Here is a 26,525-nt window from a genome sequence, read left to right as displayed (position 1 = left end):
CCGGCCAGCTCCGAAGCCATGATCCACATCGCGATGATCGACAACATCAGCCGCCGCATAACGGGCGAAACCACACCTACCTGGCGAGGCACCTACTAGTAGATCAAGAACAAATCGAATGCCCTCTGAGAGATCTTCGACAACAGCGCGAAGGCCTCCTCCGGCGAGCAGCGCCGCTCCCCGATGATGATTCCCTTGGCCTGCTCGATCACCGCCCGGCCCCGCATCGCCTCCCGCATCTGCTCCGCCAGCGTGGCGGCGCTGTCGTACATGTGCGCGTTGGCCAGCGCCACCGCCGCGTACGCGGCGAAGCGCTCGGCGGTGGCGATGGCCGCCGGGTCGAATACGTTCGCCGCGGCGCCGTAGACGTTGAGCGCACCCACCACCGATCCCTGGATCGGCAGCCCGATCGACAGGGAACTCTCGACCCCGGCGGAACGAGCCCTGGCCGCCCATTCCGGCCACCGCTGCTCGGCGGCCATGTCGGGCACGGAGATGCTGTCGCCGCTGGCGGACGCGTCCAGGCACGGCCCCCGGTGCTGCTCGTACTGCCATTCGTCCATTTGGCAGGCCAGGTCCCCGGTGAACGCGGCGGTCCAATTGGCCCGGCCCCGGACCAGAGTGACGGAGACGTCCCTGGTCCCGGGAACGCTTCGGTTGGCCAGTTCGGCGATCCGGCGCAGCATGTCATCGAGGCTGGTCTCGTCGAGTCGGATCCGGCCCAGCTCGGCCAGGGCGCCGGCGGGGTCCACGGTCGGCTGTGTCATCGCCAAACAGTCCTTGTCAGTCGGTACGCGCCGGCAGGTCGGAGGCCACGAATGGACGGTCGCTTCCAGCAGACGCCCCGGCAGCGTCTCGCCGAGCGGCCGTCGTGGCTCCTGTCCGTACCCACTGGTCGCCGGCTCACACGCCGGTCTTGAGTACTCGACGCCAATCCGCCCGGAGACGCCGGGGTGTCGACGTCGAAGACCTGGCGGCGACCCGGATGCCTGACTAAAGTCAGCTAAGTGAGATCTGAACTCGTCGCCGCGGTACGCCGTTTCAACCGGACGGTGACCCAGCGCGTCGGGGCACTCGACGACGAGTACATGACCTCCGGACGCCCTCTCGCGCAGGCGCGACTGCTGTGGGAGATCGGTCCGGACGGCGCCGAGGTCGCGGCGCTACGGGCCCGACTCGGTCTGGACTCGGGCTACCTGAGCCGGCTGCTGCGCACCCTGGAAGGCGACGGGCTCGTCACGGTCGGGCCGGCCGAGCAGGTCGGCGGCGACGCACGGGTACGGGTGGCCACGCTCACCGGAGCCGGGCGGGCGGAGTGGGCGGCGCTCGACGAGCGCTCCGACGAGTTCGCCCGGTCGATCCTCGCACCGCTGTCGGGGCAACGCCGCGACCAGCTCGTCGCGGCGATGGCCCAGGTCGAGCGGCTGCTCATCGCGTCGATGGTGGTCGTCGAGCCCTGCCCGCCCAGCGATCCGCGCGCCCGGGCATGCCTGCGCGCCTACGCCCGGGACATCGCCCGGCGATTCGACGACGGGTTCGACCCGGCACTGAGCAACCCGGTTCACGACGAGGAGCTCATCCCGCCCGCCGGCGTGTTCCTGCTGGCCACCCTCAACTCCAAGCCCGTCGGCTGCGGCGCGGTCAAACTGCACCCCGACGCACCTGCCGAGATCAAGCGGGTCTGGGTGGCCGACACCGTGCGCGGGCTCGGCATGGGCCGGCGGATACTGAGCGACCTGGAGCGGTACGCGGCCGAGCGAGGCCGGACCAGCGTGCGGCTGGACACGAACCGGAACCTCACCGAGGCAATCGCGATGTACCACTCAGCCGGGTACCGAGAGATTGAGCCGTACAACACCGAGCACTTCGCCCACCACTGGTTCGAGAAGCAGCTCGATCCATCCCCGAGCTGAAACAGCTGCCACGGCTCGTCCGTCGCCGTCGAGGCGATCAAGGCGGTGGCCTGTACTCCAACGCCAACCTGCACTGTCAGTTGCTCACCGCGCTTCAGTACCCGCAGCGTCCCTGACCGCCGGGACCGAGCGGCCTCCGGCGCTGACCGGATATCCACGTACGTCCCGCCATGGTCGTATCAGGTCAGGGTGGCAACCACATATGCGGCGGCCTCAGCGACGAGCGCCTGATCATGTTCCGCATCCTTCTCGGTCTTGCTCGACATGATTCCGATGACGAGTGGCGCGGCTGCCGGGGGCCACACGACAGCGATGTCGTTCACCGTGCCGTAGCCACCGGTCCCGGTCTTGTCAGCCACGATCCAGCCCCGCGGCACGCCGGCCCGGATCCGCTGCGCGCCGACGCTGGTGGCGTTGCGCTCCAGCAGGTCCCGAAGAAAGGCCCGCTTGTCGGGCGGCAGGGCCTCCCCCAGCACGATGTGGTGGTAGTTGGTGCTCAACGCTCGCGGGGTGGTCGTGTCCCGCGGGTCCCCCGGTGTGGCGGTGGCGACCGCCGGCTCGGTCCGATCCATCCGGGTGACCGTGTCGCCGAGGCCACGGGTGTACGCCGTCAGCTCGCTCGGCCCACCCAGGTCGCGGAGCAGGAGATTGCCGGCCGTGCCGTCGCTGTAGCGGACCGCGGCGTCGCACAGTTGACGGATCGTCATCCCCCTCGCCACATGCTGTCGGGTGATGACGGAGCTCTCCATGAGATCGTCTCTGGTGTACCTGACGACGCTGTTCAGTTCTGACAGCGGATGACGATGCAGCACCGCCGCCGCGGCGAGCCCCTTGAACGTCGAGCAGAACGGGAAGCGTTCGTCCGCCCGATGGGCGATCGTGGCCCCGGTGCCGGTGGCCAGTGCGTACACGCCCAGGCGCGCGTCGAACTTTCGTTCCAACGAGACCAGGCGATGGTGCTGGTCGTTCGCCGAGGCGGTCGCGGGAGAGACCGGAGCGGAGGACGGCGAGGCGGAGGCGGAGGAAGAGACCGGCGGGGTGTCGCGCTCCGTGCATCCGGCCAATGGCACAACGACCGCTGCCCCCAGGAAGGCGCGTCGGGTGATGGTCGGCTGCGATGACGTCATCGTCTTTCCTCCGCTGGTGAGTAGCGAGGATGACGCGGCCGGGCCACCCCCTAGGCGACACGCGCCGCCGACCACCAACGGTTGCATTCCTGCCCTCACCGGCAGGCCGAACACCCGGACGAGGGCGGGTCACGCGACTGCGGAAACCCGAATGGCTGGCGTGTCGTCGTTGATGTCCGGCCCGAAGAACTTGAACACCACGAGGTCGTCCTCGCCCGTGTTCTCCACGAGGTGCGGTGCCGTCGCCACGTCGTGGGTCACGAGGAGTTCGTCGCGGTCGGACTGTCCCGCCTGCACGGCGTGACCGCAGTACCGCCCCCGGCCCGACCAGGTCAGGATCGAGTAGACGCCGCGTTCGGTCGTCGTGTGCCGTCCGTCAGGTGGGACGACGAGCTTCTTCCCGCTGAACTTCGGGGTGTTGTAGAAGATCCACGACTCGTGGCCGCCGGTCGGCTCTCCCGAGTTGATCGGCTGCGGCGTCAGGTGGTTGTTCTCGTAGAAGAACGGATCGCCGTTGAGGTCCCACTTCACAAATCCGAGCGGAAACCGCTCGGCGTGCCGGCGCCGGTCGGCGGGCGACACGTCCTTGAAGAGCAGGTCCTTGGAGATGATGCGGCCGGCGTTGAGGGCCTGGAACATGGCGAACACGTCCGAGTCCTCCTGAAGCTCCACGGTCAGCGCCGTTCCCGGCGCGTGCAGCACCCCCGACGGAACCTGGAATCCTTCGTCGGGCACCTGCAACTCGGCGCGCGCGTGCCGCAGGATCAGGTCGCTGTCCCAGTCGACGAGGTACGGGAGCAGGACGTCGTAGGCGGCGTCGCGGGCGATCCACGGGTGTACACCGAAGAACGTCTCCGGGTGCGGGCCCGTGTCGACCCCGGCGGGAAAGTAGTAGGCCTCGTCCTTCGACCGGCGCCCGACCAGTTCCGCGAACCGTTGCGGCGGGTGCACGTGGTACGGGATGCGGGCACCGTAGTCGAGAAGCTTCGCCAGCCGACCGAGCCCCTGCGGGTGGGTCGCCGCATACGTCTCGCCCATGATCGCGGCGGGGTCGGCCCGGACGGCGTTCCGCAGTGTCAGCCGCCGTCGCCCCGCGCCGTCGACGACGTGGCTGAGCCCTTCGTCGGCCGGGCCGATCCGGTTATCGGCCCTGGTGGTCGAGCCGAGCCACCGTTCGCAGACGAAGCCGCGCTCGCCGAGGTCGTACGCGTCCTCCGCAAGGCCGAGCCGTCGCCCGGGCGGCACCAGGTCCCGCGCGACGAACGCCGGCGCGAGGCGCAGCACTCCCCCGCCCTCGTTCAGCAGCTCCTCGACCAGCGGTCTCAGCGAGGCGACTTCCCCGTCGGTCATCCCTTGAGCCCGCTCATCGAGATGCCCTGGATGAATCGGCGCTGGAACACCAGGAAGGTGATGACCATGGGGAGCGTGGCGACGACCGAGCCGGCCATCAACAGGTTCCAGGACGTCCGGTTCTTGACGACGAAGAGCGCCAGGCCGAGCGGGGCCGTGTACTTGTCCGAGCTGGAGATGACGATGAGCGGCCAGAGGAAGTCTTCCCAGGCGTAGGTGAAGGTGAAGATGGCCGTGGCGGCGAGGGCGGGTCCGGACAGCGGCAGGACCACCCGCCAGAAGACCCGGAACTCTCCGGCACCATCGATGCGGGCCGCGTCGAGCAGCTCGTCCGGGATCGACATCATGTACTGCCGGAGCAGGAAGATGCCGAACGCGCTGACCGCGCCGGGCAGGATCAGGCCCCAGTACGAGTCGAGCCATCCGTGGCCGCCGTTACCAAGGACGTCGTTGCCCCCGAAGAACGGGATGTGCTTGAGCACCAGGTAGTTCGGGATCAGCGTCACCTGCGGCGGCACCATCATGGTCGCCAGGAAGACCAGGAAGATGGCGTCGCGGCCGGGGAACTTGCGCTTGGCGAAGGTGTAGGCGGCCAGGGCGTTGAAGAACAGTTGCAGCACCGTCACCGAGCCGGCGACGAACGCGCTGTTGAGGAACCAGCGCCAGGCGCCCTCGCTGCCCTGCGCGTCCTCGCCGGCCTTGCCGATGTCGAAGAAGCCCTTGTAGCCGTCGAGGGTCGGGTTCTTCGGGATCCACTGCGGGGGCCAGGAGAAGATGTCACCGACGTGCTGGAACGAGGCGCTCACCAACCAGGCGAACGGCGCGACGAACAGGATCGCGCCCGGCACGAGGATGGCGTAGCAGAAGGTCAGCCACAGTCGCCGCGCGACGACCGGGCGGCGGGGCGGGGTCGACGCCCGCGGCGGGGCGGCCGGCGGGTCCTTCACGGTAGCCGTCACAGGTCCGCCTTTCTGTAGAGCCTGAGCTGGAATGCCGTGAAGACCAGCAGGAGTACGAACAACCCGTAGGCGAGGGTGCTCGCGTACCCCATCTCGTAGAACTTGAAGGCGGCCTCGTAGATGTAATAGACCATCGTCGTCGTCCGGTTGACCGGGCCGCCGCTGGTCATGATGTAGATCTGCGTGAAGACCTGGAATGAGCCGATGATGCCCATGACCATGAGAAACAGGGTCGAGGGCGAGAGCATGGGGAGTGTCACGTACCGGAACCGGGCCCACGGCCCCGCCCCGTCGATCCGCGCCGACTCGTAGAGCTGGTCCGGAATGGCCTGCAACGCCGCGAGGTAGACCACCATCGAGAATCCGACGCTGGCCCAGACGCTCATCAGCACCACGGCGGGCATCGCCAGGTTCTTGTTCGACAGCCACACCAGTGGCTCGCTGATGAGGTGGGTCTTGAGGAGGTAGAAGTTGATCGGCCCGAAGTCACCGTTGTAGAGCCATTTCCAGACGATGGCCGACACCACGAACGGCGTGATGGTCGGCAGGAAGTAGAGCGTCCGGAACAGGCCCCGGCCGCGGATCGGCTGGTTGAGCAGGAGGGCGACGCCGAGCCCGATGGCCATGCCCAGCGGGACGGACGCGCCGGTGAAGTACGCGGTATTGATGATCGACCGGCGGAAGTCCTCGTCGTGGACCATGTCGCGGTAGTTCTGGAGGCCGACGAACGGCGTCTCGGGCTCGAGGATGTTCCATTCCCGGAACGTGAGGTAGAACGCGAACAGCAGTGCGAACACGGTGAACACCGAGAAGACGATCAGGCCGGGCGCGAGGAAGCCGTACGCCGAGCGCTCCCGCCAGATCAGCCGCGACGTTCGTCGCAGGCCGCGTCGGCGGGGTCCACGGCCGCCCTTGCGGGGGGCGCGTCGCCCGGTCTCGCCGCCCCCACCGGGAGACGGGGTCTGCGGGGTTGCCAGCGCCGTCATGCCGTCACCATCCCCGAAACCTGCGGCACGCCCGCGCCCGGCCCACACCTCACCTGATGACCTTCTCGGCTTCGGCCGCGGCCGCGTCGAGCGCCTGGGCGGCCGTCTGCTCGCCGTAGATCGCCTTGGCCAACTGCTCGTTGAGACTCTCCTCGATCTTCGGCCAGTCGGGGTTGGCGACCACGTTGCTGACCCCGCACTTCATGGCCGCGGCGAAGCCCTCCAGCACCGGCTTGGTCTGCACCAGGTCCGGCGAGTCCAGCAGGCTGCTGATCGGAGGAAGGGTCGTGCCGTCCTTCGACTTGTAGGTCCAGAAGGCGACGTTGTCGGGCTTGGAGAGGAACTCGATGAACTTCCACGCGGCGTCGGACTTCTTGCTCTGGCTGAAGATGACGAGGGCGTCACCGGCGATCGTCGTGCCGCACCCCGCCGAACCCTGGGGCAGCGGGGCGGTGGCCCACTTGCCGTTGATGGCGGGGAACTCGTCGGTGAGGGTTCCGGCGAACCACGATCCCGCGACGTACATCCCGACCTGACCGTTGGCGAACGCCTGCCGGCCGTCGTACGAGTTGGAGTTGAGGTAGTCCTTGGGGGCGTACTTCGCCATGTTCACGTAGAACTCGGCGGCCTTCTTGCCTTCGGCGTTGTTGAACAGGACCTGCTTGCCGTCCTCGGAGAGCAGGTGCCCGCCGCTCTGCCAGAGCCAGGGGTACCAGTAGTAGGCGGCCTCGGGCGAGCTGGTGAACATGGCGTGCCCGTAGGTCCGCTTCGCCGGGTCGGTCAGCGCCTTCGCCGTCGACTCGTACTGCTCCCAGGTGGTCGGTGGGCTCATCAGGCCGGCGGCGGCGAACATGTCGGTCCGGTAGTACAGCGCCGTCGACTCGCCGTCGAACGGCAGCCCGTACATGTTCTTCTCGAAGGTGGTGAAGGTCTTGAAGGCGGGCACGTACGCGTCGGCCTTCACGATGTCGCTGCGGCTGATGTAGTTGTCGAGGTTGACCAGCGCCTTGCGGGACGCGAAGTTGGCCACGGTGCTGGCGTCCATGTAGGCGACGTCCGGCGGGTTGCCGCCGGCGATCTGCGCGGTCAGCTTCTCGTTCGCCTCCTCGGCCGGCACGTTCTGCGCCTCGATCTTGATGTTGGGATGTTCGGCCTCGAACTTCTGGATGAGCTGCTTCATCTCCGGGATCTCGGCGACCCAGGAGGCGAACGAGATGGTTACCGGCGCGGTGGGCTCGGGAACCGGGCCCTCTCCGGCGCCTTGGTCGGTTGACGAGGACCCACCGGTCGAGCAGCCGGTCAGGGCCAGCGCGGCAGCAGTCGCCGCCGCGACCATCGCCAGGGAACCACGGGACGCGCGATACTTCATCGGATCACTCCCAATGTCGTTGCCGGCCAGTGACGTGCAGATCACACTTCGGATGCCCTGTGCAAAACGATTGGCATGCTGCGGCTAGGGTCTGCCGCCTGCACCAGGCTTGTCAAGGGATCGCGGGTAACGAACGCAACAGAACCGTCATCAGCTGTTCTTCTGCGCCCGCGCCGTGACGGCGCTGTCGCCCACGGTGCGCCCGGCCGAGGGCGGCTGACCGAACCGGCGCCGGTAGGCACGCCCGAAGTGCGACGGGCTGTTGAAGCCGGCCGCGTGGCAGATCTCGGTGACGCCGAGCGTGGTCGACGCCAACAGCGACCGGGCGAACCGCAGCCGCCGGTTCTGCAGGTACGTCTGGAAGGACGTGCCGGCCAGTCGGCTGAACCGTTCACTCAGGTAGTTGGGCGACAGGTGCACGTGCGCCGCCACCTCGGCCAGCGTCAGCGGCTCGCGGAAATGCCGCTCGACGTACTGGACGGCACGCCGGATGTCGGCGGCGGCGTCCCTCGGCCGCGGCGGGTCCGGTTCACCGTCGACCACAGGGGTCACGCACCGCCGGGCGAGTTCGATGAGGATGCATCCGAGCACGGCGTCGGCCAGCGCTGCCGCTCCGGGACGGCGGCCGTCGGACTCCCGCCACAGCCGGTCGAAGTCCGGCCCGAAGTCGGCACAGTCGTCCGCCAGCCAGGGTGGCCCCGTCACGGCGGCCGGGTGTGACCCCAACGAGTCCAGCCACCGCTCGACGACGCGCGGCTCGATGACGACGTTGTAGCAGGACAGCGGCGCGGCGGAGGTGACGCGCAGTTCGTGGAAGTCGGTGGGCGTCAGCAGGAAGACGCCGCCGGGCCCGAGCGGGCGGGGCACACCATTGACCACGTGCCGCGCCGACCCGTCGACGACGTGCCCGAGCTCGTAGTAGTCGTGCCAGTGGGCCGGCACGTCGCGCAGGAGCGGGCGCATCACCCGGACGCTGGCGTCGCCCTCGACCAGTCCGTCGATCATGTATCGATCGAGGAGTCGGGTCATCGCGCCTCCCGGGACGCATCGTGGCTCGCGAAAACGTTTTGCTACCGTACGAAGTCAAATCGCAGTGGTCAACGGCGCGAGAGGGCGATGTCGATGTCCGACAAGCAGCCGGCGGCACCGACGCCCGACGAGACCCGGGTGACCCTGGTGCAGGTGGCGAAGCTCGCCGGGGTCAGCCCGACCACCGTCTCGCACGTGCTGTCCGGCAAGCGCTGGGTCGCCGAGGGCACCCAGGAGACCGTCCGCGACGTGATCCGGCAGCTCGGTTACCGACCCAACAACGTGGCACGGAGCCTGCGGACCCGGCGGTCCCGGATGGTCGCCGTCGTCGTACCGGACATCACCAACACGTTCTACGCCGTGCTCACCCGCGGGCTCGCCGACGCGGTCGACGGCGCCGGATACGGCACCTACGTCTGCAACACCGACGGCAACGCGGAACGGGAGGACGCCTTCCTCGCCGACGTGCTCGACCGCGGCGTGGACGGGGTGGTGATGGCCGCAGGAAGGGTCGGGGCGCAGGTACGCATGGGCCCCGCGGGCTCGGGCGTTCCCGCCGTCTGTGTGGGCGGCGCCCTCGACGACGACCCGCTCATCGACCTGGTGATGCCGGACGACACGGTGGGCTCGCACGCCGCCGTCACGCACCTGATCCGGCGGGGCGCGCGCCGCATCGCGATCATCGAGGGCCCCCTGCCGTCCGGGTCGGCGCGCGAGGAGGGATACCGACAGGCGCTCCTGGAGAAAGGGATTCCGGTGGATCCCGACCTCATGGTGCGCGGCGACTGGACGCGGCCAGGCGGCCGCACGGCGATGCATCTGCTGATGGCGGTGCCCGAACGTCGCCCCGACGCGGTGTTCTGCGCCAACGATCTCACCGCGATCGGCGCCATCGACGCCGTGCACGAGCTGCACCTTGCCGTGCCGGCCGACGTCGCCATCGTCGGGTTCGACGACGTCGACGCGGCCACCATCGTCAACCCGCCGCTCACGACGGTCCGTAACCCGGCGTACGACATCGGCCGGACGTCCGGCGAACTCCTGCTGAGCAGGATGAACGGCACGTACGACGGCGAGGGCCGAAAGGCCGTCCTGCCCTGCCCGCTGATCGTCCGCCAGTCCGCCTGAGGGCGGCCCGACAGCCTCCAACGGTGACACCGCCCGCCGGGGCGGTGTCACCGTTGGTCAGTCGAACACCACCGTCGCCTTGACGAACCCGGCGGGCTTGTCGCGTGCGGCCCGGAACGCGGCACCGATGTCGTCCGGCGCGAAGCGGTGTGTCACCAACTCGCGCAACGACAGCACGCCCGAGGCGAGCAGACGCATGCCGACGGTCACGCCACGCATGATGGTGTCGATGTCCCGGTAGTGCGCGTTGATGATGCCGAACGCCATCCAGTTCCAGTGCCCCAGGTTGATGGCGCGCGGTGCACCCTGATGGAACCCGACGAGCACGACCGTGCCACTCATCCGGGTCACGTCACCGACCACATCCAGCGCCGCCTGCCCGCCGGTGCATTCGAACGTCACATCCGCGCCCCGGCCCCCGGTCAGCTGACCGACGACGTCGGCGAGCGACTCGGTGCGCACGTCGACCACCCGGGTGGCACCGAGCGCGGTCGCCCGTTCCAGCGCGTCGGGCCGGGTGTCGGCCACGATGAGATGCCGCACCCCGCGCAGCCGCACCAGCTTCTGCACCAGGTTGCCCATGAACCCCGCGCCGATCAGCACCACGTCGTCACCGAGCCGGACGTCGGCCTCCTCCACCGCGTTGACCGCGCACGCGAGCGGCTCGGCCAACGCCTCGTCGAGCGGGACGTCACCGGCCGGCCGGCAGTGCACGGCCTTCGCGGCGACGTACTCGGCGAAGCCGTGGGAGGTCACCCAGACACCGACCGGATCGCCCACCGCGAACGATTCCACATCGGAGCCGACCGCGGCGACCGTCCCGCTCACCTCGTGACCGAGGTGGCGGGGATAGTCGGACGGCTGCTCGCCGCTCCACGCCGCCAGCTCGGACGTGCAAACCCCGCAGGCCCGTACCCGCACCAGAACCTCGTCCGGCCGGATCTCGGGCGGCGGCACCTCGGCGATCTCGAACCGCTCCGGACCGGTCAGCACCGCGATCCTCATTCCGCCCCACCTTCGAGGACCACGATGGCGTACGGGCCGAGCGCGTCCAGCGTGACCGCGTGGATCCTCCCGTCGACGCGCACGTCGACCGGCGTCACCTTGCCGTCGCAGGAGTAGGCCGTGCCCACCGGCAGCCGCTCGGGCAGCCGGACGCGCAGGTCGAGCCCGGTGAGCGGGCGTACCTCGTCGTCGTCCGGCCGGTAGTCGTAGTTGACGAGGTGGACGGCGACCGAGCCGTCCGCCAGCCGGGCGGTGTTGGCGGCGACGGCGGCCGTGCCGGCGGTGGCGGTGAGCTCGATCTGGGGGCCGTGCGGCAGCAGGGTCGACAGGTCGGCCGGCTCGGACACGCTCATGCCCGGGTGGTTGTTCAGCACGGCCCGCTCGTCCTCGGCGAGGTTGTCGCCGATTCCCGCTGTCCGCACGACCCGCCCGCCGCCGTCGAGGTAACCGTGCAGGGCCGCGACCTGGGCCGCCGTCAGGTAGGTACAGGCCGGCAGGAGCACGGTGTCGTAGCGCCGCAGGCTCTCCGCCGTGATCCGGTCCGGCGCCGTCCGGGCGTCGGGGAAGATGACGACGTCGAAGGGCACCGCGGCCGCGGCGAGCGCCTCGGTGACCTGCCGGTAGGGCACTCGTACGCTCTCGTCGCGCGCGTTGCGCAGGTTGTCGCTGATGTCCTGCCGGGCGATGAGCGCCCGGTTGCTCTCGACGCTGTAGACGACCGCGACCTCGTTGCGGCTGCGGCGGTCGAACAGGCGCTCGTTGTCGGCGAGGAACCCCTGCACCTCGGCGGCGACGTCGTGCGGTGCGTAGAAGGCGTCCTGGATCGTCGCGCCCATCCAGGCGCCGTACGGCACCGCCATGTTGACGCCGAACGCCGCCGCCTCGTAGCACGACAGCCGCAGCAGATCGTGCCCCCTGCCCACGCGGAGCAGCTCGACCAGTTCGGGCACCACGCCGCCGTACGGGTTCTCCACGACGATGACGTCCTTGTCGCCGGCGAACCCGGCGACGTAGCGGTACCACTCCGGCTGCCGGTAGGTGGTGTTGCGCATCTCGGTGACGATGACGTCGACGTCGTCGGCCAGGCCCAGGTACTGCGGGTCCATGTTGAAGAAGTTGCCCGACACCAGCACCTCGCGGCCCTTCGAGCGGGCGTAGTCGCGGGCGTGGGTGGCCAGCTCGCCGAAGTGGCGCCGGATCGCCTCGCACTGGAACCGGTAGTACTCCGGGTAGAGCGGCGTGGAGTCGAGGCGCCCCGTGAAGTCGTACCCCTGTTGGAGCAGCCACGTCCCGTAGTGGAAGGTGTCCAGGTCGACGCCGGTCAGATGCGGGCTGCGCTCGTTCTCCGGCAGCGCCTTCAGGTACGCCCGGAAACTCTTCACGCAGTCCTTGCAGAAACAGCCGCCGTACTGGAGGGACCCGAGCGGCAGCTCGGTCTCGTCGAGCTGCACCCCGTCGACGCCCGCGTCGATCTGGATCCGGATGACCGCCTTGAGGTACTCGCGCCACACCGGGTTGTTGCGGTCCATGTAGTAGCACCGGTGCTCGCGGTCCGGGCACTCGACCCAGCGCGCGTGCAGCGCCGTCTGATGGATGTCCCGGGCGCAGCACTCTTCGATCAGGTCGGTGACCGGCTCGCCGTCGCTGTTGAGCAGCCCGCCGGGGAAGTAGCTCTCGAACGGCTTCCACAGTTTCGGGTACCGGTTCTGGGTGAACTCCCGCAGGCCGATCCAGTCACGGTGTCCGGCGCCCCGCAGCTCGTTGAGCGCGAGGATCTCGTCCTCCCCGTCGCTGAACTCGGCGGGGAACTCCCAGCCCTGTGCCTCGAAGACGATGCCGAAGACCTTGATGCCGCGTTGCTGCGCGGCGGCGATGAACTCGCTGTCGTTGACGAAGCCGTAGAAGCGGGCCCGGGCGTCGACCGCGCCGAAGGCCTCCTGCTCAAGGTAGGGCAACGAGATCGAGCCACCGCCCAGGGACGCCCAGACCAGCGTGGTCGCCCGGTAGTCGACGAGGTCATCGATCATTCGCAGCCGGCGCGGCGGAAGACTGGGGTGGTAGCAGTGCTGTCGGGGGAACCAGGCGTCGAAGTAGACACCACGTTGCATGCGTTGGGCTCCTTCTCCTTACGCGACGATCAGCTGGCCGAGGGTGCGCTCGGCGATCACCAGGCCCTGCCGCACCTTCTCCGGCGAGCCCGACCACACCGGGTCCTCGTGTTCCACGGAGACGAACCCGTCGTATCCGCCCTCGTAGAGGACGTCGAGCAGCCGGCGCCAGTCCACGTCGCCGAGCCCCGGGACCCGGTAGCGCCACCAACCGCTGGCCCAGGGTGACTCCCGCCCGATCAGCTGGCCGAACACCCCGAACCGGTCGCGGGCGCCCGGGTCGACCTGCGCGTCCTTGGCCTGCACATGCCGGACCAGGTCCAGGTTCTCGGCCAGCGCCGTCACCGGGTCGATGCCGAGCCAGACGAGGTGGGAGGGGTCGAAGTTGAGGTGGAAGCCGAGCCCCGCGAGCCACCGCCACAACTCCGGCGAGTAGGCGAGGTTCGCCGGATAGCCGTCGGGGTGCCAGCCCTCCATCGGGCAGTTCTCGACCACGAGCCGCACCCCGCGGTCCCTCGCGTACGTGACGAGGGGCGGTAGGACCTCCTCGGCGAGCCGCAGGTTCTCGGTCACCGACAGGGTGATGTCCCGGCCGATGAAGGTGCCCACGTACGGGCAACCGAGCAGCGCGGCCGCGTCGACGCAGCGCCGCAGGTGCCGGTGGATGCCGTCCCGGACCTCCGGGTCGGCGTGCAGGTTGTTCTCGTAGTAGGCCACCGCCGAGATGGCGAGGCCGTGCGAGTCGAGAAGCTCCCGTACCCGCGTCGCGGCTGGCGCGTCGAAGCCGTCGACGTCGAGGTGAGAGGCCTCCCACGGGCGTCCGGGGTCGCGGGGCCAGGCCGCCACCTCGAGCCCCTGGTAGCCGTGGGCGGCCGCCCACCCGGCGATGTCGTCGAGCGACTCGCCGGGCAGGCAGGCCGTCAGGAGCCCGAGCTTCACCGCGGGTCCGGCTGGTAGGTGTTGCCGGCGCTGTCGCGGCCGCGGGCGAGCCAGATCTGCCATCCGTCGTTGGCCGGAACGGGGAGCACCTTCACCGACGCCGGGAAGTACCGCATGGTGTAGCCGGTGCGGCGCAGATCGCTGGTGTTCGGCTCCGCCCCGTGGATGATCCGCCCGTCGTGCAGCGAGCACTGACCGCGTTCGAGCTCGAAGTAGACCGCCGTGCTCTCGTCGACGCCCGGGATCTCGGCGTGGAAGGTCTGCGTCGTCTTGTCGGTGGGGACGTACTCGGAGAAGCCGTTGTCGTGGGTGCCCGGGACGACCCGCATGCAGCCGTTGGTGCGGTTGCTCGGGCCGAGCGCGAGCCAGACCGTGACGATCCGGTCGTACTCGCTGAGCCGGCCGTTCCAGTAGGCGCTGTCCTCGTGCCAGGGCGTGGCCCGACCCACCTTCGGGTCCTTGGAGATGAAGTGGCTGGTCCACAGCGCGATGTCGGGCCCGACCAGTGGTTCGACCAGATCGAGCACCTCGTCGGAGAGCAGGAAGTCCATCAGCCGCGAATCGCGGAAGTGCGGGGTGTCCAGCTCGTCGGAGAGCTTGTCGCCCTTGTCGGCGAGGTGTTCGTCGAAGATCTGCTCGAGGGTGTCGAGTCGTTCCGGGGAGAAGAGCTGGTCCCGGTTGAGGTAGTAGCCGTTCGTCCGGTAGAAGTCGACCGCCTGTTGGTCCAGCACCGGTGCACCTCCTGTTGGTTGGCCGCCTGGACGTGGCGACATCGTCGGGCTCGACGCTAGTTGCGGCCCGGCCGGGTGGGCGGCACCTATCTCCGGCCTGAGTCGACCTATCTTCCGCTCTGCCTCAGATCCGGGCATCGGAGTGGGTGGCCATCACGCGGATCAGCTCGGCGAACAGGTCGAGATCCTCGATGAAGTCCTCCGGATCCGTCTTCGGCCGGCGGCCCTGGGTGACCATCTCGTGGAAGTACTCCAGCTCATGGGTGTACGGATCCTTGAGGTGCGGGCGGGAGACGACGCGGTGCAGACTGTCGCCGCGGGTCTCCTCGGTCACCAGCACGGTCGGTAGATGGCGGATGTACGGGGTGTCGTACTGCAACCGCATGGTGGCGTGCTCCCCGTACACCTCGATGTGCGCGTCGAAGCGCAACTGCTCGTCGACGCCGGTCTCGTAGGTGACCAGGAAGTCGTCGTACTCGAGCAGCGCCGTGATGAACCGGCCGTCGCGCCACTGCCTCGCGGCGACCACGCCGCGCGGCCGGCCGAGCAGTTCCCGCATCGCGGACAGGTCGTGGCTACCCAGGCCGCACAGCAACCGGTACGCGCCCGCCAGTACGTCCGGCACGTCGCCCAGCGCGTCCGTGACCAACGCCCGCCCCTTGGCCCAGCGTGCTTCGACCGCGGAACGGGGTACGTCGGAGGGCCGGTCCACGAAGACCGTCTGGTCGATCATCAGCTGGTTGCGGCCGATGATGTCGTGGACCCGCGCGTAGTTCAGCTGGCCCAGGGCGCCGATCTGCTGGCTCGCCTCGACGAAGGCGGGTGCGAAGCGCCGCATGTAGCCGACCATGACCGTCGCACCCGACCGGTCACGGGCCTCGATGATGGCCTGCGCCTCACGGGGGCTCAGGCACATCGGTTTCTCCACCAGCACGTGGACGCCGCGGTCGAGCGCGGCGATGACCGCCTCTGCGTGGTACTCGTCGCTGTTGAGCACGAGTACACAGTCGAGCCCGTTCTCGTCGAGCATCTCGATGTAGTCCGCGTAGCGGCGGGCGACGCCGTAACCGCCACCGACGCGCTGGAGCAGGCCGGGGGAAATGTCGCAGACGGCGGTCACCTCGTAGAGATCGGGGAGCGACCGCAGAACGGGGAGGTGCACGACCTGCGCGACCTCGCCCAGTCCGATGATGCCCATGGAAAGCCGGCTCAAGGCGGAACCCCTTCCGATGCAAAACGTTTGGCAACGGGTCGCCCGCAGCCTAACCGCCGCCAATCGAGCGGGGCAACCATGTCTTGTCCGGGGCGGCCGTGCACCGTAGGCTGCTCACGAGCGACTTGGCAAAACGTTTTGTAACTTCGTGGCACGTCGATCGAAGGAGTCGGCACCATGAGTGACGTCCACCCCCTGTCCCGCCGATCCCTGCTTCTCGGCGCCGCCGGAGCCGCCGGCCTGGCCACCGCCGGCGCGCTGGGCGCCCCCGGGGCGGCAAGCGCGGCACCCGCCGGCACCGGGCCACTCGCCCGGACCGGATCGCAACGCCCGCCGCTGTGGAGGCTGGCCAGACCGAACGGCCTCGCCTTCGGCACCTCGGTGGCCACCTGGCAACTGACCGACGCCCCCTACCAGCGCCTGGTCGACCGGGAAGCCGCCCTGCTCTTCACCGAGGACGACCTGCTCTGGTACCGGCTCAAGCCGACACCGGACGCCGAACTGGACTTCACCTACGCCGACCAGATCGTCGCTTACGCCGAGGCGCAGCAGATGGCCGTCTTCGGCGCCCACCTCGTCTGGGACGAGGGCTTCGGCGAGGGATGGACCGAGGACGACCTGTGGGGCCTGAGCGAGCAGGAGGCACGCGAACTGCTCCTCGGCACCGCCGAGGCCGTCGTCCGCCGCTACCGGGGCCGGGTCGGCACCTGGAGCGTGGCCAACGAGGTCACCAGCCCCGAAGGCCGGCGCGGCTACCGCACTGACGTGCCGTGGTGGGAGCCGATCGGCAAGTCCTATGTGGCCGACGCCTTCCACGTCGCGCACGCCGCCGATCCGTCGGCCGTGCTCGTGCTGAACGAGTTCGGCTTCGAGACCGTCAACGAGTACGGCGACGAACCGGAACCACGGCGCCGCGCCACTCTCCAGGTCATCGACGACCTGCTCCGCGACGGCGTGCCGGTGCATGCCCTGGGCGTGCAGGCCCACCTGCTCGCCGACCGGTTCGCGGACCGGTTCCGGGCCAACGCCTACCTCGACTGGTTCTCCGAGGTGGCCGACCGTGGCCTGGACATCCTCATCACGGAACTGGACGTGCTCGACGACGGGCTGCCAGCGGACATCGCCACCCGCGACGCCGCCGTCGCCGACGTGTACCGGCGTTACCTCGACGTCGCGCTCTCGCACCGGTCCGTCAAGGCGGTGATGGCATTCGGCCTGACCGACCGCTACACCTGGCTCGAAGAGGACTACCCACGCGAGGACGGCGCACCGCGCCGGCCACTCGCCTTCGACGACGAACTGGCGCCGAAGCCCGCCTACCGGGCGATCGCCAACGAGCTGAGCAACGCCCCGCGACGCTCCCCGCTGCGGAGCCTGCTGCCGTGACGACCGATCGCCGCGCGCTGGTCGTCCGGGGCGGCTGGGAAGGGCACCAGCCGGTCGAGACGACCGAACGGTTCGTGCCCTTCCTCCGCGACAACGGTTTCGCCGTGGAGGTGAGCGACGATCTCGCCGACTACGCGGACGCCGAACGGATGGCGCGGACCGACCTGGTCGTGCAGTGCTGGACCATGGGCGCCGCCACCGACGAGCAGATCGCGGGGCTCGTCTCGGCCGTACGGGCCGGCACCGGATTCGCCGGCTGGCACGGCGGGATCGTCGACTCGTTCCGCACGTCGACGCCGTACCTCCAGATGACGGGAGGCCAGTTCGCGGAGCATCCCGGCGGCTTCGTCGAGCACGAGATCGAGGTGGTGCCCGAACGGGCCGACCATCCGATCGTCACCGGCCTGCACCGGTGGAGTCAGGTCACCGAGCAGTACTGGATGCTGACCGACGCGGGCAACGACGTCCTGGCCACGACCCGCTTCCACGCGACGCCGGAAACGCCATGGCGGCAGGACGTGGTGTCCCCGGCGGTCTGGACCCGTCAGTGGGGTCTCGGCCGCGTCTTCGTCTCGACGATCGGGCATCGGCCCGAGGATCTCGACCGCCGCGAGGTGCGGACGCTGACGGAGCGCGGGCTGTTGTGGGCCAGCAGCAGGCGGTCGCGTCACGTCGGTGCGTTGGTGGACGGGAACGCCTCCACGACCGCGAAGTAGTGGTCGAGGAAGGCCTGCTCTCGCACGTCGAGCGCGACCTCGTGCGACACGGCAACGCGGCCCGGCCCGGCACCGTAGCCTGCCTCCGCACCGGACTGGACGTCGTCAGCGGGCCGCCAGGTCGTGGTGCCCGCCGCCGGCCCAGCCTCGCACCTGACGGCCACCTCGCCGGCGGCGAAGGAGCAGAGCGAGGAGTCGAAGAGCGTCGCCGCCGCCAGCGGGTCGTGGAACGTGACCTCCGGCCGGTCGGCGAACCACGACGCGGCCATGTCGGCCACCGGGCGCAGCAGCGGGCCGTCGCACCGCTGGAGAAACGCGTCGGCCTTCATCCGGACCCGGTTCGTGACGTCGAGCCCGATCGAGCGGTGGACCGGTACCGCGGCGGCGTAGACGCGGGCGGCCGCATACGGATCACAGTGGATGTTCCATTCCGGGCCGGACCCGTCGGCGAAGGCGCCACCCATCATGACCAGCGACCGCAGCAACGACGGAATCTGCGGGTCGACGGCGAACAGCAGCGCGACGTTCGTCAGCGGACCGATCGCCAGCAGCGTCACCTGACCCGGGTGCGCGTGGATCGTCCGCCGCAGGAACTCCACCGCCTCGCCAGCGGGGAACGAACTGTCGTGATCCCATCGCGCGAGCGCGGCGGCCTGCGGCGGTGCGCCCTGGACGGGTGGGCTGGCCATCGGCACCGCCGCCCCCGGGTAGATCGGCACCCGGCGGCCCGCCACCTGGCAGAGCACGCTGGCGAGGGCGGCCCGTTGCTCCGGCTCGGCGGTGACCGTCGTGATGCCGAGCAGGTCACAGCGTGGCTGCGCCAGCAGATAGGCGAGGCATACCGCGTCGTCGATGTCATTGCCGATGTCGGTGTCCAGCAGGACCAGATGGCGGTTATCCATGGCGGATCCATTATCCAAGCAGGCAGGCCGAACACCAGGGGTTGCCCGGCGGTTTCCCCACGCACCGCCGGGAAACCTCCGTACGCGTAGCGACCGGACCGGCGCGAGGAGAGCGCATGTGGCGTGAACTGCGACAGCACGGCTTGACGGTCGCGATGCTGGGCGCCTTCGTGATCTTCCTTGCGCTCCAGAGCGTGTTTGGTTGGCACGTTCACAACGAAGAACTGACCCGGTACGGCAGGGACGGGTTGTCGTATCTGGCGTACCTGCGCACCGGGCACTTCGCCGAGGCGACCTTCGAGAACTGGGAGTCGGAGTTCCTGCAGATGGGCGGCTACGTTCTGCTCACCGCGTACCTGGTGCAGAAGGGTTCGTCGGAGTCCAAGCCGGTGGGCCAGGGTGACCGCGACGAGGATCGAGCCGAGAACGCGACCACCGATTCGCCGTGGCCGGCGCGGGTGGGCGGCCTTCCGTTGGTGATCTACCGCAACAGCCTGTCCATCGCCCTGCTGATGATCTTCGCCGGGTCGTTCGCCGGTCATCTGTTCGGAGGTACAGCCGACTACAACGAGCAGCAGATGTTGGAAAGTGGCGCTGCCCCGATCAGCGCCTGGCAGTTTCTAGGCACCAGTGACTTCTGGTTCCAGTCCATGCAGAACTGGCAGAGCGAGTTCCTCGCCGTCGGGGCGCTGATCGTGCTGAGCATCTTCCTGCGCCAGCACGCCTCCCCCGAATCCAAGCCCGTCACCTCCCCGCACACCGCAACCGAAGCCAGCTGATCCGCTGGATCTGATCGCCCACCGCGCGGCGTCCGTCGCCTCCCGGGCCGACTGCGGCCCACGCCGGTCCCGGCAACCTTCGAGGGGTCAGACGCCGGACGTCCGGGCCGCCCGGCCGACCAGGGTCTGGGCCACCTCGCGGACCTTACGGTTCGAGTCCTGCGACACCTTCGACAGGATCGTGAACGCCTCCGCCGGGTTGCAGCGTCGCTCGGCCATGATGATGCCCTTGGCCTGCTCGATGACCGCCCGGTTCGCCATCGCCTCCTGCATCTGGCGGGCGAGGGTGGCGGTGCTGTCGTAGAGCTGTGCGTTGGCCAGGGCGACCGCGGCGTACGCGCCGAACGTCTTGAGGATCGACACCGAGTCGTCGTCGAAGGCGTGCGGCATGTGCGCGTAGACGTTGAGTGCTCCGACGACGGCCTCCTGGATCGGCAGACCGATCGACACCGAACTGCCCACTCCGGCCTGGCGGCCACGCTGGGCCCAGTCCGGCCAGCGGTCGTCGGCGGTCAGGTCCGGGACGGACAGGACGTCACCGCTGGCAGCCGCCTCCAGACACGGGCCGCGGCCGTGCGCGTACTGCCGCTCGTCGAGGTCGCGGGCCAGTTCGTCGGTGAACGCGGCCGTGTGCCCGGTCCCGCCGCGCACCAGCGTGACCGACACCTCCACCGGGATCGGCAGGGCGCGTTTGGCGAGCTCGGCGACGCGCTGCAGAACATCGTCGAGACTGTTCTCGTCGAGCTTGATGCGGCCGAGTTCGGCGAAGGCGTCGGTGGGGTCCAGGGGTGGCCGGGTCATGGCGTCGGGTCCTCACGACCGGCGCGCCGGTCGCAGGCCGAAGCCGTGGGCACGCGGGTGGCAGCTCGCGGGTGGCGGGCCGCTGCACGGACCCACCAGGGCGGAGCCGGGACCTACGCCAGTCTCGTGACGCCGGTTCGCCGCACCCGATCGGGGGTGCGGGCTACAGGAGTGTGAATCTACTCCTGTCCGATCCCGGGCACCTTCTGCGTGAGGGTCGGTGAGCATCTCACCGTGCCGGAAGCGGCGTCGCCCCTGTCGGCACCTGCGGGGATTGTGATCAAAGCGGCAGCAGTCGGAGGCGCCGCGCGAGGTGTCGACGGCCGATACGGCAGGTAGGGTGATCGGCGGGTCAAGACATGCGCCCAGGTTGCCACCGAGCCCGACGCGGTGGCCAAGCCCACCTGACCGATGCACCATCGGGAGGCGCGATGTCGACCCATGAGCACTCCACCCGGCGTCAGATCCTGCCCGCCGAACCCATCATGACGCTGTCCCTGGTCACCGTTGGACCCGCGACCGTGATCACCGTCAGCGGTGAGGTCGACATGAGCAACGCGCACCTCATCACCGACCTGACTGAACACGCGATTGGTCGGCGGCCCGCACGACTCGTGCTCGACCTCTCCGGCGTGACCTTCTTCAGCGCCCATGGCATCAGCGCTCTGCTGCGCACGCAGAGCACCGCCGTCCGCGCCCAGGTGCAGCTGATCCTGCGCGACGCCGCCCCCTGTGTCACCACGATCCTGGCGGCGACCGGCACCCTGACGAGTCTCTGTCCAGCACGCGGCCACCGCCATGGCGAGCAGACAGCGCGACCGGTCGGTCAACTGGCCCCCCGGGTGTCCGCGCTGCCCGGTGTCTGACGGACACGGCGCCGGCTGAGGCTCCGTTCGCCGTGGCCTGGCCGTCCGGGATGTGAACCGCGACGGACCGGTTCGCGCCGTAGCCCGGTCAGTGACGTCTCCACGCTGCTGCGGCGGCCGGCAGTGATCAACCGGCGCCGCTCATCGCTCACCCGCTCGTCGCCGCCGACGGCGAACGTGTCCGCGTGCGCTGGCCGCGATCTCAGGGGCGATCGGAGTGCTCCCCCGACGTGCCCGCAGTTGGCCCGGCGGGGCCGCCGGTTGGCCCGGGCGGGCCACCGCGGCGGGAAGTCTCCCTGTCAACAGCAACAGCACCGAGGAGGACCGATGTTCAGTCACATCAAGGACCTGCAGTTCGAGGCGAAGCCGGACGGCCCGGACGCGGCGTTCGCCCGCCGGTTGCAGGAGATCCTGGGCGGCAAGTGGGGCGAGATGACCGTCGCCAACCAGTACCTCTACCAGGGCTGGAACTGCCGGCTGCCCGGCAAGTACAAGGACCTGCTGCTCGACGTGGGCACCGAGGAGATGGGGCACGTCGAGATGATCGCCACCATGATCACCCGTCTGCTGGAGAACGCCCCTCTGTCCCTGCAGGAAGCCGCCGACGACAACCCGATGGTCGCCGCGATCTACGGCGGGTCGAACCCGGCGCACTTCATCCACGGCGGCGGCGGCGCCCTGCCCACCGACAGCAACGGCGTGCCCTGGAACGCCGCGTTCATCACCGCCAGCGGCAACCTGATGGCCGACTTCCACCTCAACGTCACCGCCGAGGCACAGGGCCGCCTGCAGGTCGCCCGGCTGTTCAACATGACCGACGACCCCGGGGTCAAGCAGATGCTGCGCTTCCTGCTGGCCCGCGACACCATGCACCAGAACATGTGGATGGCCGCCATCGAACAACTCAAGCAGGACGGCCTGGAAGAAATGCCGGTACCCGACGCCTTCACCGACTCCAAGGAGTTCACCAAGGAGTTCAGCTACACCTACCTCGACTTCTCCCCTGGCCAGGACGCCGCCGAAGGCCGCTGGGCCTCCGGCCCCACCCCGGACGGCAAGGGCGAATTCACCTACGACCACAGCCCCCGCGCCCACGCCCCCGAACCGGTGCTCGCACCCGGCGACCCTCGCCTGTACGGCACCAACCCGGGCATGGCGCAGGGTGTCGCGAACAAGGTCAAGAGCAAGATCACCTGATCCCACCTCGCCGGGCCGCCCGGTACGCCGGGCGGCCCGGCACCCAGTCGTACGCGCAGGAGGTGTGCCGTGACCGAACTCGTATTCCGTCCACTCGCTGACGCGTTCATGCAGGTCGGCGTGTACGTCGCCGTCATGGTGGCGCTGTTCGGCGCGCTGCGCTGGCGCTACGGGGATCGGGTCACCGATGGGCTGACCCGGCGCCGCCGGCTCGGCCCACTGGTCGGCGCGCTGCTCGGCGTCAGCCCCGGCTGCGGCGGCGCCATCATCCTCATGCCCCTGTACGCCCGCGGCAAGGTCTCCTTCGGCACCGTGGTCGCCGCGCTGACCGCCACCATGGGGGACTCGTCATGGGTCGTGCTCGCCTGGAACCCGGCCTTCGCGCTCAAACTGCACGCCCTGCTGTTCGCCGTCGGCCTGGTCACCGGATACGTCGTCGACGCTCTCGGCATCGATCCGGCACGGGCCACCCAGCGCCGGCCGAAGCTCGCGCCAACCGCCGCACCGGTCGGCCTCGCCGCCGCCAGTGGGCTCAACCTGGCCGAGTCCCGACGCCTGCTCGGCGGGCTACTGCCCCGGGTGCCCGCGTCGACGGCGTTCTGGGGCCTGACCACACCGGCCTTCGCCGTGTCCGTGCCGGTCGTGTTCCAGCTCGTCGACCCGGCCGCGCTGACCCACGCCCTCGGCGGGGTGGACCCGTACCTGGCGCTCGGTGTGCTCGGCACGCTGACCGCGGCGCTCATCTTCGCCGCCGGGCGGGGGCGGCTGGCCGACGACACCCTCGAGACCGCGCACGCCCGATCGATCGGCGCCACGCTGCGGCACAGCGCCCACGAAGCCTCCTTCGTCACCGTCTGGGTCGCCGCGGCCTACCTCGGTTGGCAGGTACTGACCACCACCACCGGTTTCGACGGCTCACAGCTGGCCGTGACCGGCATCATCGGTGTGCTGGTCGGCGCCGGGATCGGCCTCATCCCCGGCTGTGCGGTGCAGATCGTCTTCACCGGTCTCTACGTCAGCGGCGGCCTGCCGCTACCGACCCTGGTCGCCAACGCGATCAGCCAGGACGGAGACGCACTGATCCCGCTTGCCGCGATGCGCCGGCATTCGGCCGCGCTGGCCACCGTCATCACCACCGTCCCGGCAGCAGCCGTCGGCGCCGCTCTGCTCGTCGTCCTGTAGTTCTCGGCAAGGGAGTAGTCATGTCCTCCGTCGCCACGCCACGTCTCGTCCCCCTGTCGCGGACCCGGCGTAAGCTGGCCGTCTTCACCGCGCTGACCGTCGTCGCGCTCGCCGCCGGGCTGCCGGGTCGGACCGTCGCCGCCCTGGCACTGACCAGCCTGATGATCCCCGTCGCCGTAGCCCTGGCCGGAGGAAGAGTTCTCCTTCGCGAACTGCTGCGCCTGCGGCTCACCGCAGCCGGCCGGCACGTACCGAGGACGCCCACGAGAACCCGCGCCGAGGGGTGCCAGGTGTCTGGCGGGTCTCAAACCGATCTTTAGTGGCGGAGGTTCACAGCTGGTTGCCGCGTGATGCGTGCCCGGCGGGAAAGGGGTAGCGTCGACGACGGGTCAAGACATGTGCCCGACCGGCCGTCTCGCCGCGCAACCGTCGTGGCGAAGGCGACAGACCTTCGAACCCCGCCGGAGAAATACATGTCGGACATCATGCACCGTTCCGGACCCGAGGGCCGCAACTCGTCGCCCGGACGGTTCCTGCCAGCGGACGAGCCCATCCTGTGTGTCACCGCGACGAGCGAGCCGCCGGCCACATTGATCCGCGTCTCCGGCGAGGTCGACATGAGCAGCGCTCACCTGCTCGTCGACATGGTCGGTCTGCTCACGGGACCTCCCGCGCCACAGGTGGCGCTGGACCTGTCCGAGGTCACCTTCTTCAGCGCGCACGGAATCAGCGCCCTGCTTCAGGCCCGGCACCTGGTCACGTGTGCCGGCGGCGTCCTCACGCTGCCCGCCGTGTCACCGACCGTCCGGTACATCCTCGGCGTGGCGGGTGTCGACCACTTCCTCGGCGTCCACGCTCCACCCATCCGGCGGGCGGTCCTCGGCCCGCCGGTGGCGGCCGACCGGACGGCCCCCAGGACGCCATGCCGACCGGCCCCCGGACGCCGCGGTGACGGGCTGCCCCTTGCCCGCCATCCCTGAGATCGGCTCGCGTCACGGTTCTGAGGGCCCGCCGTCGGGCACGCCACAGCAAACCGATCACACGTGACGCCCGAGTGCCCCTCCGTGCGGTGTGGATCGTAAAATGCTCTCCTGTAGCGCGTCTGCACAGACGTCGCGAACGAGCGTCAAGCAGCGGCGCCGGTCCTGACCCCACGTCGGGTCCTACAGCGGTCCGTTGCACGCGGGTCGCCCGCCCCGCGCTGTTCAGCTTCGTTCGAGGTCGACCGCGCCCGTTCCGCAAGGACGCCAGACGCATGCCACAGGCACCCCTCGATCTCACCCAGGCCCTCATCGAGCTGGGTACGATCCGGTACGGCGAAGCGAGCCTGAACGCCGTCCTGGTCAGGATCACGGAGATCGCCAAACAGACGGTGCCCGGGTCCGAGGACGTGTCGGTGACCCTCATTCAGGGCTCCAGGTCGTACACCGCGGCGTACACCGGGGACCTGGCGTTGCGGCTCGACGAGTTGCAGTACGAGCAGGGCCGCGGCCCGTGCCTGGATGCCGCCAGCAGCGGCACCGTCATCATGGTCGAGGACATGGCCACGGAGCGCCGTTGGCCGGCCTGGGCCGCGAGCGCACGCGCTACCGGGGCCGCGAGCTCTCTGTCGGTGGCGCTGCCCATCCAGGAGGCGGTGGTCGGCGCGCTGAACATCTATGGCCGGGCCCCGCGGGCCTTTACCGAGGTCGTCCAGTTGGCGCAGACCTTCGCCGGCCATGCGGCAGTCGCCGTGGCCAACGCGCAGCGCTACGACAGCGCTGCCGCGCTGGCCGAGCAGATGCGCAACGCGATGCGCAGCCGTGCCGTCATCGAGCAGGCCAAGGGCATCATCATGGGCCGTCGGCGGTGCAGCGCCGATGAGGCCTTCGCGGTGCTCGCCAAGATCTCGCAGGACTCCAACCAGAAGCTGCGTGATGTCGCCGAGGCACTGGTGGACCAGACCACCCGCAGGCGGCGATCTTGAACGCTCGGCCCTAAGGCGCGGTCTCAGCCCACCGGACGGCGGAGGGTGCCGTCTGGACCGGCAGGGCAGCACGAGCGGGAGCCCGGGTCACCCGGTCGATGGCGGCCAGCACGGCCGGCACGTCCAGCTCGGCGAGCGCCGGGTACACCGCCGTGCCGTCGCCCGGCGGACGCGGCCCGACCCAGAGCGCCTCGTGGCGGGGCCGGTCCGGCGGTGGACCCCAGTGCGCGGGCGGCACCGGGCCGAACAGCAGCACCGACGGGGTGCCGTACGCGGTGGCCAGGTGGCCGATGCCGGTGTCACCGCTGAGCACCAGACGAGCGTGCGCGACCAGGGCGGCCAGCTCGCCGAGACCGGTCTTAGCGGCCAGCACCGCGTCGTCGGGAAGCCCGGCCCGGCGCGCGACCTGCTCAGCGATGCCCCGCTCCCCCGGGTTGCCGGTGACCACCACCCGGTGCCCACGACCGGCCAGCGTCCGAGCGACCGCCGCGAAGCGCACCGGTGGCCAGCGCCGCTGCGGCGCCTTCGCGCCGGGATGCACGACGGTGACCCCGGTCGGCAGCAGTCCACCGGGCTCGGGGCGGTCCAGTGCCAGATCGCCGCGGTCGGCGGGAAGGCCGTACCAGGCGAGCATTCGGCACCACCGGTCCACCTCGTGCTCGTCGGCCCGCCACGGTGGCCCGTCCTCGTGCCCGGCCTCCGGGTTGGCGAAGGCGAGCAACCGGCGCAGCCCGACCTCGGCGAGCATCCGGTGCGACTGTGGCCCTCGGCCGTGCAGGTTGACCGCCAGCTCCGGCGGTGGGCCGGGCCACCTCAGGTGGCCCAACGCGCGGGGATCGCGTGGCGGGGCCCCGCCACCTCGCCTACATTCGA

At 69.7% G+C, this 26,525-nt stretch carries 25 protein-coding genes and 2 pseudogenes; 12 read left to right on the top strand and 15 right to left on the bottom strand.

What is annotated here, in order from left to right; translation table 11 throughout:
- Nucleotides 1-99 (top strand): annotated as a pseudogene (locus tag KBX63_RS19885) (IS5/IS1182 family transposase); the annotation flags it as partial.
- On the opposite strand, the gene KBX63_RS19880 reads toward KBX63_RS19885, so the two are convergent.
- Entirely contained in the window at nucleotides 96-767 is a 672-nt protein-coding gene (locus KBX63_RS19880) for a GAF and ANTAR domain-containing protein (protein WP_210912810.1), read from the bottom strand. The pseudogene KBX63_RS19885 and the gene KBX63_RS19880 overlap by 4 nt on opposite strands.
- A 240-nt stretch (nucleotides 768-1,007) precedes the next feature.
- On the opposite strand from KBX63_RS19880, the gene KBX63_RS36455 reads away from it, so the two are divergent.
- Complete coding sequence (locus KBX63_RS36455; protein ID WP_210912808.1) at nucleotides 1,008-1,913, top strand: helix-turn-helix domain-containing GNAT family N-acetyltransferase; 906 nt, start codon at nucleotides 1,008-1,010, stop codon at nucleotides 1,911-1,913.
- A gap of 179 nt (nucleotides 1,914-2,092) precedes the next feature.
- On the opposite strand, the gene bla is transcribed toward KBX63_RS36455, so the two are convergent.
- From bla to KBX63_RS19845, 6 genes are all read right to left on the bottom strand, one after another.
- The gene (bla, locus tag KBX63_RS19870; protein WP_247662730.1) at nucleotides 2,093-3,040 is read right to left on the bottom strand and encodes a class A beta-lactamase; all 948 of its coding nucleotides are present in this window, start codon (nucleotides 3,038-3,040) and stop codon (nucleotides 2,093-2,095) included.
- 129 nt (nucleotides 3,041-3,169) lie between these two features.
- A complete protein-coding gene (locus KBX63_RS19865) occupies nucleotides 3,170-4,390 on the bottom strand; it encodes a hypothetical protein (RefSeq protein ID WP_210912807.1) in 1,221 nt (406 codons plus the stop codon).
- Nucleotides 4,387-5,349: a carbohydrate ABC transporter permease gene (locus KBX63_RS19860; RefSeq protein ID WP_210912805.1), complete on the bottom strand. Its 963-nt coding sequence runs from the start codon at nucleotides 5,347-5,349 to the stop codon at nucleotides 4,387-4,389. The genes KBX63_RS19865 and KBX63_RS19860 overlap by 4 nt, the downstream gene beginning before the upstream one ends.
- Nucleotides 5,346-6,335: a carbohydrate ABC transporter permease gene (locus KBX63_RS19855; protein ID WP_210912803.1), complete on the bottom strand. Its 990-nt coding sequence runs from the start codon at nucleotides 6,333-6,335 to the stop codon at nucleotides 5,346-5,348. Before KBX63_RS19855 ends, KBX63_RS19860 begins: the two co-directional genes overlap by 4 nt.
- A 49-nt stretch (nucleotides 6,336-6,384) precedes the next feature.
- Nucleotides 6,385-7,704: a sugar ABC transporter substrate-binding protein gene (locus KBX63_RS19850; RefSeq protein WP_210912801.1), complete on the bottom strand. Its 1,320-nt coding sequence runs from the start codon at nucleotides 7,702-7,704 to the stop codon at nucleotides 6,385-6,387.
- Nucleotides 7,705-7,854: 150 nt separating this feature from the next.
- Entirely contained in the window at nucleotides 7,855-8,733 is an 879-nt protein-coding gene (locus KBX63_RS19845; protein WP_210912798.1) for an AraC family transcriptional regulator, read from the bottom strand.
- A gap of 93 nt (nucleotides 8,734-8,826) precedes the next feature.
- On the opposite strand from KBX63_RS19845, the gene KBX63_RS19840 reads away from it, so the two are divergent.
- A complete protein-coding gene (locus KBX63_RS19840; protein ID WP_210912796.1) occupies nucleotides 8,827-9,861 on the top strand; it encodes a LacI family DNA-binding transcriptional regulator in 1,035 nt (344 codons plus the stop codon).
- 57 nt (nucleotides 9,862-9,918) lie between these two features.
- Here the strand turns inward: KBX63_RS19840 and KBX63_RS19835 are convergent, their stop codons facing one another.
- The 5 genes from KBX63_RS19835 to KBX63_RS19815 all read right to left on the bottom strand — a co-directional run bounded on the left by KBX63_RS19835 (nucleotide 9,919) and on the right by KBX63_RS19815 (nucleotide 15,857).
- Nucleotides 9,919-10,866, bottom strand: a complete 948-nt coding sequence (locus KBX63_RS19835; protein ID WP_210912794.1) for a zinc-binding dehydrogenase — start codon at nucleotides 10,864-10,866, stop codon at nucleotides 9,919-9,921.
- Nucleotides 10,863-12,974: a hypothetical protein gene (locus KBX63_RS19830; protein ID WP_210912791.1), complete on the bottom strand. Its 2,112-nt coding sequence runs from the start codon at nucleotides 12,972-12,974 to the stop codon at nucleotides 10,863-10,865. Before KBX63_RS19830 ends, KBX63_RS19835 begins: the two co-directional genes overlap by 4 nt.
- Nucleotides 12,975-12,992: 18 nt before the next feature.
- The gene (locus tag KBX63_RS19825; protein WP_210912790.1) at nucleotides 12,993-13,913 is read right to left on the bottom strand and encodes a sugar phosphate isomerase/epimerase; all 921 of its coding nucleotides are present in this window, start codon (nucleotides 13,911-13,913) and stop codon (nucleotides 12,993-12,995) included.
- On the bottom strand, nucleotides 13,910-14,644 hold the full coding sequence (locus KBX63_RS19820; protein WP_210912788.1) for a phytanoyl-CoA dioxygenase family protein: 735 nt from the start codon (nucleotides 14,642-14,644) through the stop codon (nucleotides 13,910-13,912). Before KBX63_RS19820 ends, KBX63_RS19825 begins: the two co-directional genes overlap by 4 nt.
- A gap of 124 nt (nucleotides 14,645-14,768) precedes the next feature.
- Nucleotides 14,769-15,857, bottom strand: coding sequence for a Gfo/Idh/MocA family protein (locus KBX63_RS19815; protein ID WP_210912786.1), 1,089 nt, complete (start codon nucleotides 15,855-15,857; stop codon nucleotides 14,769-14,771).
- A gap of 177 nt (nucleotides 15,858-16,034) precedes the next feature.
- Between KBX63_RS19815 and KBX63_RS19810 the strand changes: the two genes are divergently transcribed.
- Together KBX63_RS19810 and KBX63_RS19805 are read left to right on the top strand one after the other, a co-directional pair.
- Nucleotides 16,035-17,243, top strand: a complete 1,209-nt coding sequence (locus KBX63_RS19810) for an endo-1,4-beta-xylanase (RefSeq protein ID WP_210912785.1) — start codon at nucleotides 16,035-16,037, stop codon at nucleotides 17,241-17,243.
- Nucleotides 17,240-17,959 carry a ThuA domain-containing protein gene (locus KBX63_RS19805; RefSeq protein WP_210912784.1) on the top strand — a complete coding sequence of 240 codons (720 nt, stop codon included), beginning with the start codon at nucleotides 17,240-17,242 and terminating at the stop codon, nucleotides 17,957-17,959. The genes KBX63_RS19810 and KBX63_RS19805 overlap by 4 nt, the downstream gene beginning before the upstream one ends.
- On the opposite strand, the gene KBX63_RS19800 is transcribed toward KBX63_RS19805, so the two are convergent.
- Complete coding sequence (locus tag KBX63_RS19800; RefSeq protein WP_210912781.1) at nucleotides 17,911-18,861, bottom strand: nucleoside hydrolase; 951 nt, start codon at nucleotides 18,859-18,861, stop codon at nucleotides 17,911-17,913. The genes KBX63_RS19805 and KBX63_RS19800 overlap by 49 nt on opposite strands.
- A 116-nt stretch (nucleotides 18,862-18,977) precedes the next feature.
- Between KBX63_RS19800 and KBX63_RS19795 the strand changes: the two genes are divergently transcribed.
- Nucleotides 18,978-19,640, top strand: a complete 663-nt coding sequence (locus KBX63_RS19795) for a DUF6766 family protein (protein ID WP_210912779.1) — start codon at nucleotides 18,978-18,980, stop codon at nucleotides 19,638-19,640.
- Between the two features lie 87 nt (nucleotides 19,641-19,727).
- On the opposite strand, the gene KBX63_RS19790 is transcribed toward KBX63_RS19795, so the two are convergent.
- Nucleotides 19,728-20,441 (bottom strand): GAF and ANTAR domain-containing protein, encoded by a 714-nt coding sequence (locus tag KBX63_RS19790; RefSeq protein ID WP_210912777.1) that lies wholly within the window; start codon nucleotides 20,439-20,441, stop codon nucleotides 19,728-19,730.
- A 431-nt stretch (nucleotides 20,442-20,872) separates the two neighbouring features.
- Between KBX63_RS19790 and KBX63_RS19785 the strand changes: the two genes are divergently transcribed.
- From KBX63_RS19785 to KBX63_RS19760, 6 genes are all read left to right on the top strand, one after another.
- Nucleotides 20,873-21,307 (top strand): STAS domain-containing protein, encoded by a 435-nt coding sequence (locus KBX63_RS19785; protein ID WP_210912775.1) that lies wholly within the window; start codon nucleotides 20,873-20,875, stop codon nucleotides 21,305-21,307.
- Between the two features lie 327 nt (nucleotides 21,308-21,634).
- Nucleotides 21,635-22,504: a manganese catalase family protein gene (locus KBX63_RS19780; protein ID WP_210912774.1), complete on the top strand. Its 870-nt coding sequence runs from the start codon at nucleotides 21,635-21,637 to the stop codon at nucleotides 22,502-22,504.
- A 69-nt stretch (nucleotides 22,505-22,573) separates the two neighbouring features.
- A complete protein-coding gene (locus KBX63_RS19775) occupies nucleotides 22,574-23,686 on the top strand; it encodes a putative manganese transporter (protein ID WP_210912773.1) in 1,113 nt (370 codons plus the stop codon).
- Between the two features lie 20 nt (nucleotides 23,687-23,706).
- Nucleotides 23,707-24,006, top strand: coding sequence for a hypothetical protein (locus tag KBX63_RS19770; protein WP_210912772.1), 300 nt, complete (start codon nucleotides 23,707-23,709; stop codon nucleotides 24,004-24,006).
- Between the two features lie 153 nt (nucleotides 24,007-24,159).
- Complete coding sequence (locus KBX63_RS19765; protein ID WP_210912771.1) at nucleotides 24,160-24,666, top strand: STAS domain-containing protein; 507 nt, start codon at nucleotides 24,160-24,162, stop codon at nucleotides 24,664-24,666.
- Between the two features lie 275 nt (nucleotides 24,667-24,941).
- Nucleotides 24,942-25,652 (top strand): GAF and ANTAR domain-containing protein, encoded by a 711-nt coding sequence (locus KBX63_RS19760; RefSeq protein WP_210912770.1) that lies wholly within the window; start codon nucleotides 24,942-24,944, stop codon nucleotides 25,650-25,652.
- A gap of 10 nt (nucleotides 25,653-25,662) precedes the next feature.
- On the opposite strand, the pseudogene KBX63_RS19755 reads toward KBX63_RS19760, so the two are convergent.
- A pseudogene (locus KBX63_RS19755) lies at nucleotides 25,663-26,490 on the bottom strand (glycosyltransferase family 9 protein); the annotation flags it as partial.
- Nucleotides 26,491-26,525: the final 35 nt, after the last annotated feature.

It is taken from the genome of Micromonospora sp. U21, from assembly GCF_018070045.1.
Lineage (GTDB): Bacteria > Actinomycetota > Actinomycetes > Mycobacteriales > Micromonosporaceae > Micromonospora.
The sequence above is the reverse complement of the archived record's forward strand: the minus strand, read 5'-3'. Positions and strand labels throughout refer to the sequence as shown.